At 69.1% G+C, this 15575-nt stretch carries 16 protein-coding genes; 12 read left to right on the top strand and 4 right to left on the bottom strand.

Features of this window, described 5'->3' with window-relative positions; genetic code table 11:
* The first annotated feature begins 16 nt into the window (after positions 1-16).
* From can to JI739_RS15510, 9 genes are read left to right on the top strand one after another with little or no spacing between them, the layout of a single operon-like run.
* Positions 17-676: a carbonate dehydratase gene (can, locus tag JI739_RS15550; RefSeq protein ID WP_201684827.1), complete on the top strand. Its 660-nt coding sequence runs from the start codon at positions 17-19 to the stop codon at positions 674-676.
* Positions 677-694: 18 nt separating this feature from the next.
* The gene (gene aceK, locus JI739_RS15545) at positions 695-2500 is read left to right on the top strand and encodes a bifunctional isocitrate dehydrogenase kinase/phosphatase (RefSeq protein ID WP_201684826.1); all 1806 of its coding nucleotides are present in this window, start codon (positions 695-697) and stop codon (positions 2498-2500) included.
* A gap of 41 nt (positions 2501-2541) precedes the next feature.
* Positions 2542-3723 carry an acetyl-CoA C-acyltransferase gene (locus tag JI739_RS15540; protein ID WP_201684825.1) on the top strand — a complete coding sequence of 394 codons (1182 nt, stop codon included), beginning with the start codon at positions 2542-2544 and terminating at the stop codon, positions 3721-3723.
* Positions 3724-3729: 6 nt separating this feature from the next.
* The gene (locus JI739_RS15535) at positions 3730-4398 is read left to right on the top strand and encodes an SDR family oxidoreductase (protein WP_201684824.1); all 669 of its coding nucleotides are present in this window, start codon (positions 3730-3732) and stop codon (positions 4396-4398) included.
* An 8-nt stretch (positions 4399-4406) separates the two neighbouring features.
* Positions 4407-5534: an acyl-CoA dehydrogenase family protein gene (locus JI739_RS15530; protein ID WP_201684861.1), complete on the top strand. Its 1128-nt coding sequence runs from the start codon at positions 4407-4409 to the stop codon at positions 5532-5534.
* Positions 5531-6928, top strand: a complete 1398-nt coding sequence (gene trkA / locus JI739_RS15525) for a Trk system potassium transporter TrkA (RefSeq protein WP_201684823.1) — start codon at positions 5531-5533, stop codon at positions 6926-6928. The genes JI739_RS15530 and trkA overlap by 4 nt, the downstream gene beginning before the upstream one ends.
* Before the next feature lie 10 nt (positions 6929-6938).
* Positions 6939-8399, top strand: coding sequence for a TrkH family potassium uptake protein (locus JI739_RS15520; protein WP_201684822.1), 1461 nt, complete (start codon positions 6939-6941; stop codon positions 8397-8399).
* Positions 8400-8402: 3 nt separating this feature from the next.
* Positions 8403-8813, top strand: a complete 411-nt coding sequence (locus JI739_RS15515; RefSeq protein WP_201684821.1) for a YchJ family protein — start codon at positions 8403-8405, stop codon at positions 8811-8813.
* 39 nt (positions 8814-8852) lie between these two features.
* Positions 8853-9269, top strand: a complete 417-nt coding sequence (locus JI739_RS15510) for a YkvA family protein (RefSeq protein WP_201684820.1) — start codon at positions 8853-8855, stop codon at positions 9267-9269.
* Here the strand turns inward: JI739_RS15510 and JI739_RS15505 are convergent.
* The gene (locus JI739_RS15505; protein WP_201684819.1) at positions 9253-11067 is read right to left on the bottom strand and encodes a sensor histidine kinase; all 1815 of its coding nucleotides are present in this window, start codon (positions 11065-11067) and stop codon (positions 9253-9255) included. The two genes, JI739_RS15510 and JI739_RS15505, sit on opposite strands and share 17 nt — an antisense overlap.
* Before the next feature lie 146 nt (positions 11068-11213).
* On the opposite strand from JI739_RS15505, the gene JI739_RS15500 reads away from it, so the two are divergent.
* Together JI739_RS15500 and JI739_RS15495 are read left to right on the top strand one after the other, a co-directional pair.
* A complete protein-coding gene (locus JI739_RS15500; RefSeq protein ID WP_201684818.1) occupies positions 11214-11474 on the top strand; it encodes a hypothetical protein in 261 nt (86 codons plus the stop codon).
* 38 nt (positions 11475-11512) lie between these two features.
* Positions 11513-12094, top strand: coding sequence for a restriction endonuclease (locus JI739_RS15495; RefSeq protein ID WP_236589674.1), 582 nt, complete (start codon positions 11513-11515; stop codon positions 12092-12094).
* Here the strand turns inward: JI739_RS15495 and JI739_RS15490 are convergent.
* Positions 12058-12462 carry a cupin domain-containing protein gene (locus JI739_RS15490; protein ID WP_201684817.1) on the bottom strand — a complete coding sequence of 135 codons (405 nt, stop codon included), beginning with the start codon at positions 12460-12462 and terminating at the stop codon, positions 12058-12060. The genes JI739_RS15495 and JI739_RS15490 overlap by 37 nt on opposite strands.
* A 165-nt stretch (positions 12463-12627) precedes the next feature.
* On the opposite strand from JI739_RS15490, the gene JI739_RS15485 reads away from it, so the two are divergent.
* Positions 12628-12975 (top strand): four-helix bundle copper-binding protein, encoded by a 348-nt coding sequence (locus JI739_RS15485; RefSeq protein WP_201684816.1) that lies wholly within the window; start codon positions 12628-12630, stop codon positions 12973-12975.
* Positions 12976-13003: 28 nt separating this feature from the next.
* On the opposite strand, the gene JI739_RS15480 is transcribed toward JI739_RS15485, so the two are convergent.
* Together JI739_RS15480 and JI739_RS15475 are read right to left on the bottom strand one after the other, a co-directional pair.
* Entirely contained in the window at positions 13004-14443 is a 1440-nt protein-coding gene (locus JI739_RS15480) for an amidohydrolase family protein (RefSeq protein ID WP_236589672.1), read from the bottom strand.
* A gap of 74 nt (positions 14444-14517) precedes the next feature.
* A complete protein-coding gene (locus JI739_RS15475; protein ID WP_201684815.1) occupies positions 14518-15570 on the bottom strand; it encodes an AraC family transcriptional regulator in 1053 nt (350 codons plus the stop codon).
* Between the last annotated feature and the right edge of the window lie 5 nt (positions 15571-15575).

The raw sequence follows: 15575 nt of genomic DNA, 5'->3' as shown, positions 1-15575 counted from the left end.
TCGCTGGAATTCACCCATGACAACTGAACTTCAAGAACTCTTCGAACACAACCGCCAATGGGCCGCGGAGATGGAGCGTGAGCGCCCCGGCTTCTTCACCCGCTTGAAAGCGCAGCAAAAGCCGCGCTACATGTGGATCGGCTGCAGCGACTCGCGTGTGCCGGCCAACCAGATCACCGGGCTGGAGCCGGGCGAGGTGTTCGTGCACCGCAATGTCGCCAATGTGGTGGTACCCACCGACCTCAACTGCCTGTCCACCGTGCAGTTCGCCATCGACCAACTCAAGGTGCAGCACCTGATGGTCGTCGGCCATTACGGCTGTGGCGGCGTGCAGGCCGCCTTGCACAACACCCGGGTCGGCCTGGCTGACAACTGGCTAAGCCACATCAAGGACGTGAAGAACCTGCACCGCTCGCTGCTCGACGGCCTCCCACCGGAACACCAGGCGGACGCCCTGTGCGAACTCAACGTCATCGAGCAGGTGCTCAACGTCGCCCAGACCACGGTGGTACAGGATGCCTGGAGCCGTCGTCAGCCGCTCACCCTGCACGGCTGGGTCTACGGCTTGTCCGACGGGCTGCTGAAGGATCTGCGCGTCAGTGTCGACGGGGCCGAGGGTCTGGAGGCCGCGTATCTGGATGCCATTGCCGCCGTGGCCTCGGCCCGGCGTGCCTGATCAGTGGGGGCGGGCGTCGTGGCCAGGTTTCCGCAGCGCCTTGAATCGCCGCTGGCCTATGAGATCGCCCGGGCGCTGATCGACGGCTTCGACCGCCACTACCGCCTGTTCCGCCTCGAGTCGGCGAGGGCCAAGCAGCGCTACGAAGCCGCCGACTGGCACGGACAGCAGCGTGCCCAGCGCGAGCGCATCGAGTTCTATGACCTGCGCGTGCGCGAGGCGGTCGCCCGGCTCGAGACCGAGTTCCGCGCCCACGAGCAACCCATGGCGGTGTGGCAGGAAGCCAAGCTGCACTACATCGGGCTGCTGATCGACCATCACCAGCCGGAACTGGCCGAGACCTTCTTCAATTCGGTCTCGACCAAGATCCTTCATCGTACCTATTTCCATAACGAATTCATCTTCGTGCGCCCAGCGGTCAGCACCGAGTACATCGAGAACGACGAACCCGCCGCCAGTGCCACGTACCGCGCTTACTACCCCAGCCGCGAGTCGCTGCACGAGACCCTGACGCGGGTCATCGACAACTTCCGGCTGCAGCGCCCCTTCCAGGACCTGCCTCGCGACACCGCCCAGGTGTGCCGGGTCATGGCGCACCGGCTGGCGCCCATGCGGCTGCGCGCCAACTTCCAGATCCAGGTGCTGTCGTCGCTGTTCTATCGAAACAAGGGCGCCTACGCCGTCGGCAAGATCATCAACGGCTTCACCGAACTGCCGTTCGCACTGCCCATCCTGCACGACGACGACGGGCAGCTGGTGATCGACGCCTGCCTTTTCGGCGAGGACGAACTCCAGATGCTGTTCTCGTTCGCCCGGGCTTACTTCATGGTGGACATGGAGGTGCCCTCGGCCTATGTGCAGTTCCTGCGATCCCTCATGCCCCGCAAGCCCCGCGCCGAGATCTACAACGCGTTGGGACTGGCCAAGCAGGGCAAGACCTTGTTCTACCGGGACTTCCTCTACCACCTGCGCCACTCCAGCGACAAGTTCCGCATCGCACCAGGTATCCGGGGCATGGTCATGCTGGTCTTCGACCTGCCATCCTTCCCCTACGTCTTCAAGCTGATCCGGGACGAGTTCCCGCCGCAGAAGGAGACCACGCGCGAACAGGTCCAGGGAAAGTACCTGCTGGTGAAGCAGCACGACCGCGTTGGCCGCATGGCCGACACGCTGGAGTACAGCGAAGTCGCCTTCGCGCGCGATCGCTTCGAGGACGAACTGGTCGAGGAGATCCGCCGGCACGCGCCCAGCCAGCTCGAGATCTCCGATCGGGACGGCGACGGCCGCGAAGAGGTCATCATCAAGCACCTGTACATCGAGCGCCGGATGATCCCGCTCAATATCTACCTGCAGGAGGCCTTCGATGCGGGCGCGCTCGGGCAGGTCGAGCGCGCCGTCATCGAGTATGGCAACGCCATCAAGGACCTGGTGGCGGCCAACATCTTCCCCGGCGACATGCTGTGGAAGAACTTCGGCGTGACGCGCCACGGCAAGGTGGTGTTCTACGACTACGACGAGATCGAGTACCTCACCGACTGCCATTTTCGCCATGTGCCGCAGGCGCGCACCGAAGAAGAAGAACTGTCGGGCGAAGTGTGGTGGCGCGTCGGGCCACGCGACGTGTTCCCTGAAACCTTCGCGCCCTTCCTGCTCGGCAATCCCACGGTGCGCGAGGTGTTCATGCGCCACCACGCCGACCTGCTCGATCCCGCGTTCTGGCAGATGCACAAGGAGCGCATCCAGTCGGGGCACGTCTTCGACGTCTTTCCCTACGAGCACGACAAGCGTTTCGTGTACCAGGCCAGCTCGGAGCTGGCGGCCTGAACAGGCCCACCGTTTCCCGATCCCGTTCCAAGGAGCCCCACATGCCTGAAACCATCGTCATCGCCAGTGCCGCGCGCACCCCCATGGGCGGCTTCCAGGGCGACTTCTCCAGCCTGGCCGCGCACGACCTGGGCGGCGCCGCCATTCGCGCCGCGGTCGGGCGCGCCGGCATCTCCGCCGACATGGTGGGCGAGGTGCTGTTCGGCAACTGCCTGATGGCCGGCCAGGGCCAGGCGCCGGCGCGGCAGGCGGCCTTCAAGGGCGGGCTGCCCAAGAGCACGGGTGCCGTCACGCTGTCCAAGATGTGCGGCTCCGGCATGAAGGCCGCCATGATGGCCCACGACATGCTTCTGGCCGGCTCGCACGAGGTCATGGTTGCCGGCGGCATGGAAAGCATGACGAACGCGCCCTATCTGCTGCTGCGTGGCCGGGGCGGCTACCGCATGGGCCACGACCGCGTGTACGACCACATGATGCTCGACGGCCTGGAGGACGCCTATGAGCCCGGCCGGGCCATGGGCACCTTCGGCGAGGACTGCGCCGCCCGCTACCGCTTCACGCGGGAGGCGCAGGATGCGTTCGCGATTGCGAGCGTGCGGCGCGCCCAGGCCGCGATCGAATCCGGTGCCTTCGCCCGCGAGATCACGCCGGTCACCGTCAAGACCCGTGCGGGTGAGACGGTGATCGCCACCGATGAGGGCCCCGGCAAAGTCAGGCTGGACAAGATCGCCACGCTCAGGCCGGCGTTCAAGAAGGACGGCACCATCACCGCCGCCTCCAGTTCCAGCATCAATGACGGCGCGGCCGCCCTGGTGCTCATGAGCGAGTCCACCGCCGCCCGGCTGGGGGTGCGGCCGCTGGCCCGGGTGCTCGGCCACGCCACCCACGCACAAGAGCCCGAGTGGTTCACCACCGCCCCTGTGGGGGCCACCCAGAAGCTGCTGTCGCGCACCGGCCTGGCGGTGGCCGACATCGACCTCTGGGAGGTCAACGAAGCCTTCGCCGTCGTGCCCATGGCCCTCATGGCCGAACTCGGCGTGCCGCACGAGATCGTCAACGTGAACGGTGGCGCCTGCGCGCTCGGCCATCCGATCGGCGCGTCGGGTGCCCGCATCCTGGTCACGCTGATCCACGCCCTGCAGGCGCGCGGCGGCCGGCGCGGCATCGCGACCTTGTGCATCGGCGGCGGCGAGGCCACCGCCATGGCCATCGAACTCGCCTGAGCGCCCATGGCCACCGTCCTCGTGATCGGCGCCTCTCGCGGCATTGGACTGGAGTTCGCCCGCCAATACGCCGAAGCCGGCGACCGTGTCATCGCCACCGCCCGCAGCGATGAGGGGCTGGCGCGCCTGTCGGCCTTGGGGGCGCGCGCCCTGCGCCTCGATGTCACCGACCCGGCCCGCATGAGTTCACTCGGCTGGGAACTCGACGGTGAAAAGCTCGACGTCGCGCTCTACGTCGCCGGCGTCTACAGCACCGGCAGCGCCACCGAGCCGCCCTCGCGCCAGGCGTTCGACCGCGTGCTGCACGCGAACGTGCTGGGCGCCATGCAGGCCATTCCACAAGTGGCTCCGATGGTCGAGGCCGCGGAAGGCCGCTTCGGATTCCTCACGAGCGGCATGGCGCGTATCGCCGGTGTGTCTTCCAGCTTCGGCTGGACCTATCGCGTGAGCAAGGCCGCTTTGAACATGGCCGTGGCCGCCGCGCAGAACGACTACCCGCGGGCCCTGATGGTGGCCATCGACCCGGGCTGGGTCCAGACCGACATGGGCGGACCGTCGGCGCCGCTGCCGGCGGCGGACAGCGTGCGGGCCATGCGCGCCACCCTTGCCGCGCTCACGCCTTCCCAACGCGGGCGCTTCATCCACTACGATGGCCGGCCCTACGAGGGCTGGTGACCCAACCGATGCTTCTTACCGCCGAGCAGGAAATGATTCGCGACGCCGTGCGCGCCTTCGCCCAGGAGCAGCTGTGGCCGCATGCGGCGCGGTGGGACCGCGAGCACACCTTTCCCCGGCAGGCGCACCGGGGCCTGGCGGCGCTGGGCGCCTATGGGGTCGTGGTGCCGCAGGACCTGGGTGGCGCCGGCCTCGACTACGTCAGCCTGGCTCTCGTGCTCGAGGAGATCGCCGCCGGCGATGGCGGCACCAGCACCGCGATCAGCGTCACCAACTGCCCGGTCTGCGCCATTCTCCTGCGCGAGGGCACGCCGGCGCAGCAGCGCCGCTGGCTGGTGCCCCTGGCCCAGGGCGAACTGCTCGGCGCGTTCTGCCTCACCGAGCCCCATGCCGGCAGTGACGCCTCGGCCCTGCGCACCACCGCGGTCCGGCAGGGCGACGGCTGGGTGATCGACGGCGTCAAGCAGTTCATCACCTCCGGCCGCAATGCGCAGCTCGCCATCGTCATCGCCGTCACCGACAAGGGAGCGGGCAAGAAGGGGCTGAGCGCCTTCGTGGTGCCCACGCAGACAACCGGCTATGGGGTGGCCCGTCTCGAAGACAAGGTGGGCCAGCATTCCAGTGACACCGCGCAAGTTCGCTTCGAGAACTGCCGGGTTCCGGCCGATCACCTCATCGGCGCCGAAGGCGACGGCTATCGGATCGCACTCGGCGCCCTCGAAGGCGGCCGCATCGGCATCGCGGCCCAGAGCCTGGGCATGGCGCGCAGCGCCTTCGAGGTCGCGGTGCGGTACGCCAAGGAGCGCGAGAGCTTCGGCTCGGCGCTCATCGGGCACCAGGGCGTGGGCTTTCGCCTGGCCGAATGCGCCACGCAGCTCGAGGCCGCGCGCCAGCTGATCTGGCATGCGGCTGCGCTGCGTGATGCCGGGCGCCCGTGCCTGCAAGAGGCGGCGATGGCCAAGCTCTTCGCCAGCGAGATGGCCGAGCGCGTGTGCAGCGCCGCCATGCAGACGCTGGGCGGCTACGGTTACGTGAGCGACTTCCCCGTCGAGCGGATCTGGCGTGACGCGCGCGTGTGCCAGATCTACGAAGGCACCTCCGACATCCAGAAAATCATCATCCAGCGCGGCTTATGAGAATCGTCGTCCTTGGCGCCGGCCGTGTCGGAGAAAGCGTGGCCGAGAGCTTGGTGTCGGAGCGCAACGACATCACGGTGATCGACCCCGACCCGCAGCGCCTGCGCTGGCTGGAAGAGCGCTTCGACCTGCGTGGCGTCGCCGGTGACGGCATCCATCCGCAGGTCATGGAGCGCGCCGGCATGCGCGATGCCGACATGCTGGTGGCCTGTGCCACGCGCGACGAGACCAACCTGGTGGCTTGCAAGATCGCCCACGACGTCTTCAGCGTGCCCACCACGGTGGCGCGGCTGCGCTCATCCGAGTTTGCCGAGGGCGATGCCCTGCTGGGTCCGGCCGGGTTCGCGGTGCAGCACGTCATCTGCCCCGAAGAGTCGATCGTGCGCTACATCCAGAAACTGATCGATTACCCCGAGGCCCTGCAGGTCCTCGAGTTCGGCAAGGGCTCGGCCCACCTGGTGGCGGTGCGGGCGCAGCCGAACTCTCCGCTGGTGGACTGCAGCATTGCGCAATTCCGCGCGCGCTTCCCCGACGCGCCCATGCGGGTGGTGGCCATCTACCGGCAGGATGCCGAGGTGGCTTGCACCGCGCAGTCCCGGATCATGCCGGGTGACGAAATCTTCCTGCTGGCCGATCGCGACAAGCTGCGCAACGTGCTGAAGGTGGTGCGCGGCGGCGACAAGCCGGTGCGCCGCGTGATGATGGCCGGTGGCGGCAACGTCGGCTCGCGGCTGGCGCGCCGGCTGGCGGGGCAGTGCGAGGTGAAGCTGATCGAACGCAGCGCCGCGCGTTGCGAACTGCTGGCGACCCAGCTGTCTTCCGACACGCTTGTCCTGCACGGCGATGGCACCGACGAGGAGCTCCAGGCCGATGAGAACGTCGCTGACATGGACCTCTTCCTGGCCCTCACCAGCGACGACGAGGACAACATCCTGTCGGCCATGCTGGCCAAGCGCATGGGCGCCCGGCGGGTCGTCTCCCTGATCAACCGGCGCGCCTACGCCGACCTGATCCAGGGTGGCACCATCGACATCGCCGTGTCGCCGGCGCAAACCGTGATCGGCGAGCTGCTGGCGCATGTGCGGCGGGGCGACGTCGTCGCGGTCCACAGCCTGCGGCGCGGTGCCGCCGAAGCCCTGGAGGGCATCGCCCGCGGGGACGCCAAGACCTCGCGCCTGGTCGGGCGCACCATCGACCAGGTCGAAGCGGCGCTGCCGCGTGGCGTGCGCGTCGGCGCCATCGTGCGCGGAGAGGAGCCGCACCGGCAGCAGGTGCTGATGCCCGCACACGACCTGGTGGTCGAGACCGACGACCACCTCATCATCTTCATCCCCAGCAAACGACAGGTTCGCGACGTGGAGCGAATGTTCCAGGTCAGCGCCACCTTCCTCTGAGACCCCTCGCATGAACATGCTCGGCTCGGTGCTGGTGCTGGTCTCGCGCGTGCTGATGGGGTTCTCGCTCGCCTTCCTGGTTCCGCTGCTCTGGGCCGTCGCCTTGGACGAAGCGGGCGGCGGCGCCGTGTGGATCGGCGGCTTCCTGGGCACGCTCGCCGCCGGAAGCCTGGTTGCCTGGTTGCTGCGGCGGCACCGGCGCGAACTGCAGCCCAAGGATGGTTTCCTGCTGGTCACGCTGGTCTGGGTGCTGCTGCCGGCTTGCGCGGCGGTGCCGCTGCTGCTCCTGGTGCCCGGCATCAACCCCGCCAAGGCCTATTTCGAGGCGATGAGCGCGCTCACCGCCACCGGCGCCACCGCCTTCGTCGGCCTGGACAACCTGCCGGTCTCGGTGAACATCTGGCGCTGCTTTCTCCAGTACATCGGCGGGCTGGGCATCATCCTGCTGGTGGTGGCCGTGCTGCCGCTGCTGGGCTTGGGCGGCATGCAGCTGTACCGGGCCGAGGCGCCGGGGCCCCTGAAGGAAGCCAAGCTCACGCCGCGCATCGCCGAGACCGCCCGCGGCTTGTGGACGGTGTACTTCGTGCTGTCGGGGCTGTGCCTGCTGGCCTACCGCTGGGCGGGCATGAGCTGGCCCGATGCCTTCATGCACATGTGCAGCACCATGGGCCTGGGCGGGTTTTCCTCGCACGACGCGAGCTTCGGCTACTGGAACTCGCCGGCGATCGAGTTCGTCGCCATCGTCTTCATGGCCTTGTCCGGCATCAGCTTCGCCCGGTACTTCATCGTCTGGCGCAACCGATCGCTGAACACGCTGACCCGCGATGTGGAAGTGCAGGCCTATGGGGCGGTGCTGGGCCTGTCGATCCTGGTGCTCACGCTGCTGCTGATCGACCGCGGCGTGTACCCCGACCTCTGGCAGTCGCTGCGAATGGCCGCGTTCCAGGTCGTCTCGCTGGCCACCACCACCGGCTACGCGTCCACCGACTACTCGCTGTGGCCGGTCTTCGCACCGGTCTGGCTGATCTTCCTGGGGTGCTTCGCCTCGTGCGCGGGATCCACGGGCGGTGGCATCAAGATGATCCGCATGATCCTGCTGGTCAAGCAGGCCCGGCGCGAGCTGGTGCGCATCATCCACGCGCGCGTGGTCAACCCCGTCACCCTCGGCCATGCCACCGTGGCGCCGGTGATCATCGCCAACGTCCTCGCCTACATGCTGATCTACGGCGCCAGCATCGTGGGCATGACCATGCTGCTGCTGCTGTCCGGCCTGGACCTGGTCACCAGCTTCTCGGCGGTGATCGTCTGCGTGAACAACATCGGCCCGGGGCTCGGCCTGGTGGGTCCGGCCGGCAACTTCGCGGCCCTCACCGATTTCCAGCTCTGGGTGTTGAGCTTCTCCATGCTGCTGGGCCGGCTCGAGCTGCTGTCGGTGTTGGTGCTTTTCACCAGCGCGTTCTGGCGAAAATGAGGCGTGCCATCCGACGACTCCAACGACCCATGCCCCTGCGGACGCAGCGACGCCCGCGCACGTCCGCTGCCCTTCGGCCGCTGTTGCGGTCCCTACCTCCGGGGCGATGCACCCGCTCCCGACGCCGAAGCGCTGATGCGCTCTCGATACAGCGCCTTCGTCCGCCAGCAGCCCGAGTACCTGCTGGCCACCTGGCACCCGAGCACCAGGCCGGCGCAATTGCAGCTGGAGCCGGGGCTGCGGTGGCTGGGGCTGGAGGTGCGGCGCCACCGAAGCTTGGGCGCCGACCGGGCCGAAGTCGAGTTCGTGGCCCGCTCGCGTCCGCGCTCCGGCGCCGCGGTTCGCCTTCACGAGCGCAGCCGCTTCGTTCGCGAAGACGGCCGGTGGACCTACGTGGATGGAGACCTGTCGTGAGCGGGCAAGAGCCTGGGCGGGCGCTGCCGGGTGGACGCCATGGCCTGGTCTGATCGGTCGCGGCGCCTGCGGGCCTGGGCCGACCGGGTCAAGCGCGATGGCGTGGCCCTGTGGTTTGCGATGCGGCATCCGCAGACGCCGTGGATCGCCAAGGGCCTGGCTTTCCTCGTCGTCGCCTATGCCCTCAGCCCCATCGACCTGGTGCCCGACTTCATTCCCGTTCTCGGCTACGTCGACGACGTGCTGCTGCTGCCGCTGCTGATCTGGCTCACCGTGCGCCTGGTCCCGCCGCTGGTGCTGGGGCAGTGCCGTTCGCGCGCCGACGAGTGGCTGGCGCTCAATGGCCGCAAGCCCTCGGTCTGGCAGGGCGCCGTGCTGGTCGTCGCGGTCTGGATCGCGATCGGCCTGGCGCTGTGGTTCTGGCTCGAACCCGGGCGGCTCAGCTGGTGGAACTAGGGGCGGGCGGCTCCGCTGCCGGCAGCAGCACGTCGAAGCGGGCGCCCTGACCCGGCCCGGCGCTGTGGGCGCTCACGGTGCCTCCGTGGGCCTCGACCAGCGATCGCACGATCGCCAGTCCGAGCCCTAGGCCCACCCGCTGCCGGCCCGGTGCGAGGTGCGATTGGTAGAAGGGCTCGAACACGTGGGCCAGCGTCTGCGCCTCCATGCCCTCTCCCGAATCCTGCACCCGCACATGGACCTGCGATCCGGCCATTCGCAGGCTCACCGTGACGGGTTGCCCCTGGCCGTGCCGCAGCGCATTGGTCAGCAGGTTGGTGAACACCTGTGCCAGCCGACGCGAATCACCGCGTACCCAGGCCTGAGCCTCCTCGGGCTCGAAGCGGATCGCGTCGGTGTCGGTGTCGCTGTCGCTGGCCTGGCGCACGTCCTCCAGGACCGCCGACAGCTCGCGCACCAGCTCCACCGGCTGGTGCTCGATGGTGACCTTGCCGCGCGTGAGGCGGGCCACGTCCAGCAGGTCGTCCACCAGGCTGCGCAAATGATCCATCTGCCGCCGCAGGATGCCGCGCTCGCGCTCGGTCTCACGGGTCGAGCGGGCATCGAGCAGGTACATCGCCGAGACCATCGGTGCCAGCGGGTTGCGCAGCTCGTGACCCAGGATGGCCAGGAACTCGTCCTTCGCGCGGCCGGCCTCCTGGGCCTGCTGCAGGGCGGTGGCCTGCGCCGCCTGCGCCGCATGCAGCCGCTGGCTGGCGTCATCGAGTGCACGGGCCAGCTGCTCGATTTCCACGATGCGGCTGCCTGCCGGCTCGAGCGGCCCGGCCGGCCGGCCTTCACCCAGGCGGGCCGCCGAGTCGGAAACGCGCTGGATGTCGGCGGAAATCCTCCGCGCGGCGCGCAGCGCCAGCAGGGCGCAGATCAGCAGCGAGCCCACCGCACCGGCGAAATACAAGCCCACCGTCGGCGACAGCAGCTGGGCCAGCGGCGGGCTCGGCGCGCCCACCGCGACCAGCCAGTCGAACTCCGGGGTGCGGCTGAACCCGGTGACCACGCGGGCGCCCTCCTGGTTTCGTGAGATGCCGGTGCCATCGCGGCGGCCGGCGCTCGCCAGGGCCTGCAGCTCGGGCGTGGCCTCGCGCAACGCGAACTGCTCCTGCGCCTGGGATCTCGCGAAAATCCGCAGCCGCGCGTCGAGGATGGCGATCACCCAGTTCTCGGGCACCTGCTGGCGCCGCAGGATGTCCAGCAGGCGATCCGGCCTCAGCACGGCCGTCAACACGAAATCGGTCCGGCCGTCGCGCAGCACCGGGTACCGCACCGCCACGGTGACGTGCCCCCGCGGGCCGCGCATGGCCTGGCCCACAGTGGGGCGGGCACTCTCCAGCGTGGAAGCCAGGCTGTCGCGGTCGACCGGTGCCACGGGCCCGCGCTCCAGCGGCAGGCTGGTGCGAAACAGCACCCGCCCTTGCGAATCCGCGAGGACCATCGAGGTCCATTCGGGCTGCAACTCCATCAGGCGTTGAGTGCGTTGGTAGAAGGCCGAAATATCCCCGGCTTGCAGGTCGCTGGAGCGGGACAGGCTGGCCAGCGTCATGACCGTGCCGTCCAGCTCGGCCTGCACCGCACTGGCCACTGCCCGTGCCAGGTCGAGGGTCGAGCGCGCGAGTTCGGCGCGCTGGCCGCGCGCCGCCTGCAGCAGCGCCAGTGCCGCGAACACGGCCAACGGCACCAGCCCGATGAGGGTGAGGCGAAACAGGTGCCAGCGCAGCGTGCGGGGAGTCGACGAGGGTGCCATCGGGTGGGCCATCCTAATCGAGCGTTGTGGCATTCCGGCTGCAGCTGAACCATTGGCGAAGCACAGCCGGCGCCGTCCTACATGAGCTTGTAACAGCGCCGGCCTACCATGGCCGAGACCAGCAGGCACATCGACCGGAGACATCCATGAGGCTCACGCGCTCCCGCAAGCAGGCACACCCGCAGGGGTCGCGCACGCAACCCCGTGCCGGTCTGATGCAGTGCGACCATGAAGGCCAGGTGTGGTTGTGCGAAGCCGTGATCCGCAACGGCGAAATCAAGGACTGGTACCTCGTGCGCCTGTCGCGCCTGGACGGCAGCGATCCGGTGGGCGACCCGGTGGTGCTCAGCCCCTCCGAATACGAGCGCTTCAGCATCAGCCGACACCTGGAGCCGGTGCTGCTCTGACCCTGGAACCTCCGGGGGCCTGCGCGACAATCCCGCGCATGAGATTCAAGATGGCCCCCAACTCGCTGTTTGCCATCCTGCTGCGGTCCCCCTGGTGGATCAGCATCGGCATCGCCGTCCTCTTCTTCGCCGTCTCCCACGCCTTGTTGTCACCCGAGCTTCGGCTGTTCGGCGCAGCCGGCGGATTGCCGTTCCTGGGCATCGGCATCGTCGCCTGCTGGCGGCAGTGGCGCGCGCCCAGCCCGCGGCGGATCGAGCAGGTCACTCTAAGCTTGGCGGCGATGAGCTGGCCGGATTTCGCCCGGGTGCTGGAAGAAGGATTCCGTCGCCAGGGCTTTGCGGTCGAACGCGTCCAGGGCGCCGCCGACATGCGCCTGCAGCGTCGGGGACAGGACACGCTGGTCAGCGCGCGTCGCTGGAAGGCGGCTCGGCATGGCGAAGAGGCGCTGCAAAGCCTGCAACAGCAGGCCCGCTCGCAGGACGCGGTGGCGTCGGCCTACGTCGCCTTGGGTGAGCTGACCCCGCAGGCCCTGCGCTTCGCCCAGGAGCACCGGGTGCAGGTGCTGCAGGCGCCGGAACTCGCTCAATTGCTGCGCGGCGTGTCCTTGCCCTCGCCCTGAAGCGTTCGTGCACCGGCGCCACCCCCGTGGCCGGCATCACCGCCTTCCAGCATCAACGTGACCAGCACGGCGCAGTCGGTGCGGGCCCTCAGGCTGTGCCGCTGTCGGGCTGGCAGCACCACCAGGTTGCCCCCGTCGAGCTGCCGCACGCCGCCGGGTGTCACCACCTCCACCACGCCCTCCAGGCAATGGATCACGCACTCCTGGTCGACGTGGTGGTCGGGCTGGTCCTGGCGGGCTGGCAGCACCAGGTGCAGCAGCTGGATGTGCTCGGTCTTGATCAGGCTGGTGCTGAACGCGTCGACCAGCTGCGGCCCGAGCGGGCTCACGTTGATCACGTCCAGGAGCTGGGCATGCGGCAAGGCCATGGCGGTGTGCTCTCCTTCTCGCGGTGATGGGGTCGAGCCATGATGGCCTCGGCAGAAGGCCGCGCGCGTTACCAAGTGCGTGGCCCGTAAAACATCGCTCGTGCGCGCGGCCCAGCGCCGGATGCGCTGCCTAGACTGGCCCGGACGCCATATGCAGGAGAAACCATGTCCAGCCAGGATCCCGTCCACCAGCACGCCGATTGCATCGCCGCCTGCAATGCCTGCGCGGTGGCCTGTCACCACTGCGCGGCCTCGTGCCTGCAGGAACCGGATGTGCAGGCCATGGCGCGTTGCATCGGCCTCGACCTCGATTGCGCCCAGATCTGCCAGCTGTCGGTGGCCCTGATGGCCGGCGGCAGCGAGCATGCAGCCGCCCTGTGCCGCGTGTGCGCGCAGGTCTGTCGCAGCTGCGCGGACGAATGCGGGCGCCATTCCCACGACCACTGCCAGCAATGCGCCGAAGCCTGCCGGCGCTGCGCCGGGGAATGCGAGCGCATGGCCGCGGCCGCCTGAGCGCCGCTGCGCGCCCGTGGCGCGCGCCTCAGCGGCGCGTGGCCCGTTCGTTCACGGCGCGTGCGGACTCCGCGGCCTCGCGCATCGTCTTCGCGGGGTCCAGCGCCGTGTGCCTGCCGCCTTGCACCAGGACGCGCCCGTCGACCCACACGGTGTCCACGTTCGACGGCTGGCCGTTGAAGACGATCGCGTAATAGGGGTCTCCCACGGGAGCCATGTTGAGCGCGTCGGTCCGCACCGTCACGATGTCCGCGCGCTTGCCGGGCGTGAGCGAGCCGACCTTGTCGCCCAGGCCGAGCAGCCGGGCGCCTTCCAGGGTGGCCAGTTCGACCAGTCGGCGGGGCTTCAGTCGTTGGGGTGCGCCGTGACGTTGCCAGTCGGACCACATCAAGGCGCGCATCACGTTGAAGAAATCGGCATTGGTCGCGGCCGACGCATCGATCGAAAGTCCGAGCGGCACACCCATGCGGCTCAGCTCCTCGTACTGGATGATCCCGTTGCGCACGGCCGAATAGGACATCTCGATCACCGGCGCGATGCTCCAGGGTGCGCGGTGGTCGCCGACCATCTTCAGCTCGGTCGGGTTCATGCCCTGGGGGTGGACCAGCAGCATGTCGGGGCCCAGCAGCTGGTTGTTGCCCATGAGCTCGACCAGGCCCTTGGGGCCGCAGTGGATCGTCATCGGCAGGTCCAGCTTGCGGATCGCGTCGAACTCCGAGCGGAACAGGTCCACCGGAATCGAACCGCGCGACGCGGCCACGCCCGGCGTGCGTAGGCAGGCCCCGACGCCCAGCATGCCGTCCGATGAGGCCCACTGCTTCTGGACCCGCGCCAGGTCCTGCAGGTTCATCGGACGCGTGTTCGGGTGCGCCTGGCTGGCACCGTAGGAGAAGCGTGCGCGGATCCCGAGGTCCCGCAGGGCCTGCAGTTCGGCGTCGGCGTGTTCCGGCGTCACCGTGTTGTGAGACCAGTCGTGCACCGTGGTGATGCCGGACAGCAGCCCTTCGGACACGCCCAGGCGGACACCGATGTAGGAGTCCTGCGGCGTGAAATGGGGGCCGACCCGGATCGTGGTGGGGAAGTAGCCTGCCTGCGGATCGTCGGCGCGGATGACCATGCGCAGAGCGGTGCACCAGAGATGCCAGTGGGTATCGACGAACCCCGGAAGGACGATCCGTTCGCGACAGTCGACGACCTGGGCACCCGGCGCGTCCAGCTTCGGGCCGACCGCGACGATGGTGCCCTCGCGCACGTGGACGTCGCCGACGGGCAGGTCGCCCAGGCTGCCGTCCATCGTCAGCACGTGCCCGCCGCGCAGCAGCCATTCGCTCCGGCTGGGCAACGGCCCCGCGCTCGCCGACGGGGCCTGCGCCCGGGCCGCCCCCATGCGGGACAGGCCCGCCGCGACGGCGAGCCCGGCGCCGAACCTGAACAGTCCACGCCGGTGGACCTGGCAGTTGCAGAACATCGGCTGTCTCCTTCTTGGGGGGCACCCAATATAGGACGGCTCGGGCGCGGCAGGAAGCGGCCTCGGCGGGCCGCTCAGACGCCGCCCGAGCGGAACTCCCCCGGCGAGCGGCCGGACCAGGCCTTGAACGCGCGGATGAAGCTCTTCTCACTCTCGAACCCCACCGCCGCCGCCACCTGCTTGATCGGCCTGGCGCTACGCCACAGCAACTCGCTGGCGCGCCCGAATCGCACCTCGTCCTTCAGCTGCTGCAGGCTGGCGCCTTCCTCGCGCAGTTGCCGGTGCAGCGTACGAACCGACAGGTTCAAGGCCCGCGCCACCTCGGCGGCACCGCGGGCCACGCGGGGGTGGGCAGCCATCACCTGCCGCACCTGCTCGACCAGCAGCCGGTCACGCCGGTACTGCACCAGCGTCAGCGGCAGCGCGCGCTGAAGCATCAGGTTGAGCGAGCGCTCGTCGCGGCGCAGCGGCAGCGCGAGATAGCCCGCATCGAAACGCAAGGCTGCGCGGGGCGCGCCGAAGTCCGGCTCGGTGCCGAACATCGGCGCGAAGCAGCCCGCATGCGCTGGTGCCGCGAACGGCAGCTGCACGGCCTGCAGCGGAATGCGCGAATCGACGAACCAGCAGGCCAGCCCGTGGAGGTTGCGCAGCAGGTGCACCAGGCTGAATTCGCGCGCATCGGCCGCAAGCGCCGCGTGCTCCGGGCCTTCCTGGATCTCGACCTGCGCCGAGCCGCCGCCGGCGCTGCTGTCCAGTCGCAACGCCAGGTCGGGGGCGATCAGCCCGTGGTGCCGGCACCAGCGGTGCATGGCCAGCCCCAGGTTGGCGGAAGAGATCGAGGCGCGGGCCAGCATGCCGTAGCTGCCCCATGGCAGCCGGCGGCTGAACGCGCCCAGTGCCTCGTCGTCCAGGGCCTGCATGGCCGTGCCCGACAGCACCTCGAGCTGGCGGGCGGTCAATCGGGCCTGCGATCGCTGCAGTTGAGTTGGCGTGATCTGTGCCTGCCGCAGGGCGCTCGACGGCGACACGGCCGCGGCCTGCATGGCCTGCACGATCACCTGGGCGTAGGCCATCGGCAACGGGTGGCCCGGCGTGGACGCGGGGGCGGGCGGGGCGGTGGGCGGCATCCGCC

This window comes from Ramlibacter aurantiacus (assembly GCF_016722895.1).
GTDB classification, from domain to species: Bacteria; Pseudomonadota; Gammaproteobacteria; order Burkholderiales; family Burkholderiaceae_C; genus Ramlibacter; species Ramlibacter aurantiacus.
This window is presented reverse-complemented; position numbering and strand designations above follow the sequence as displayed.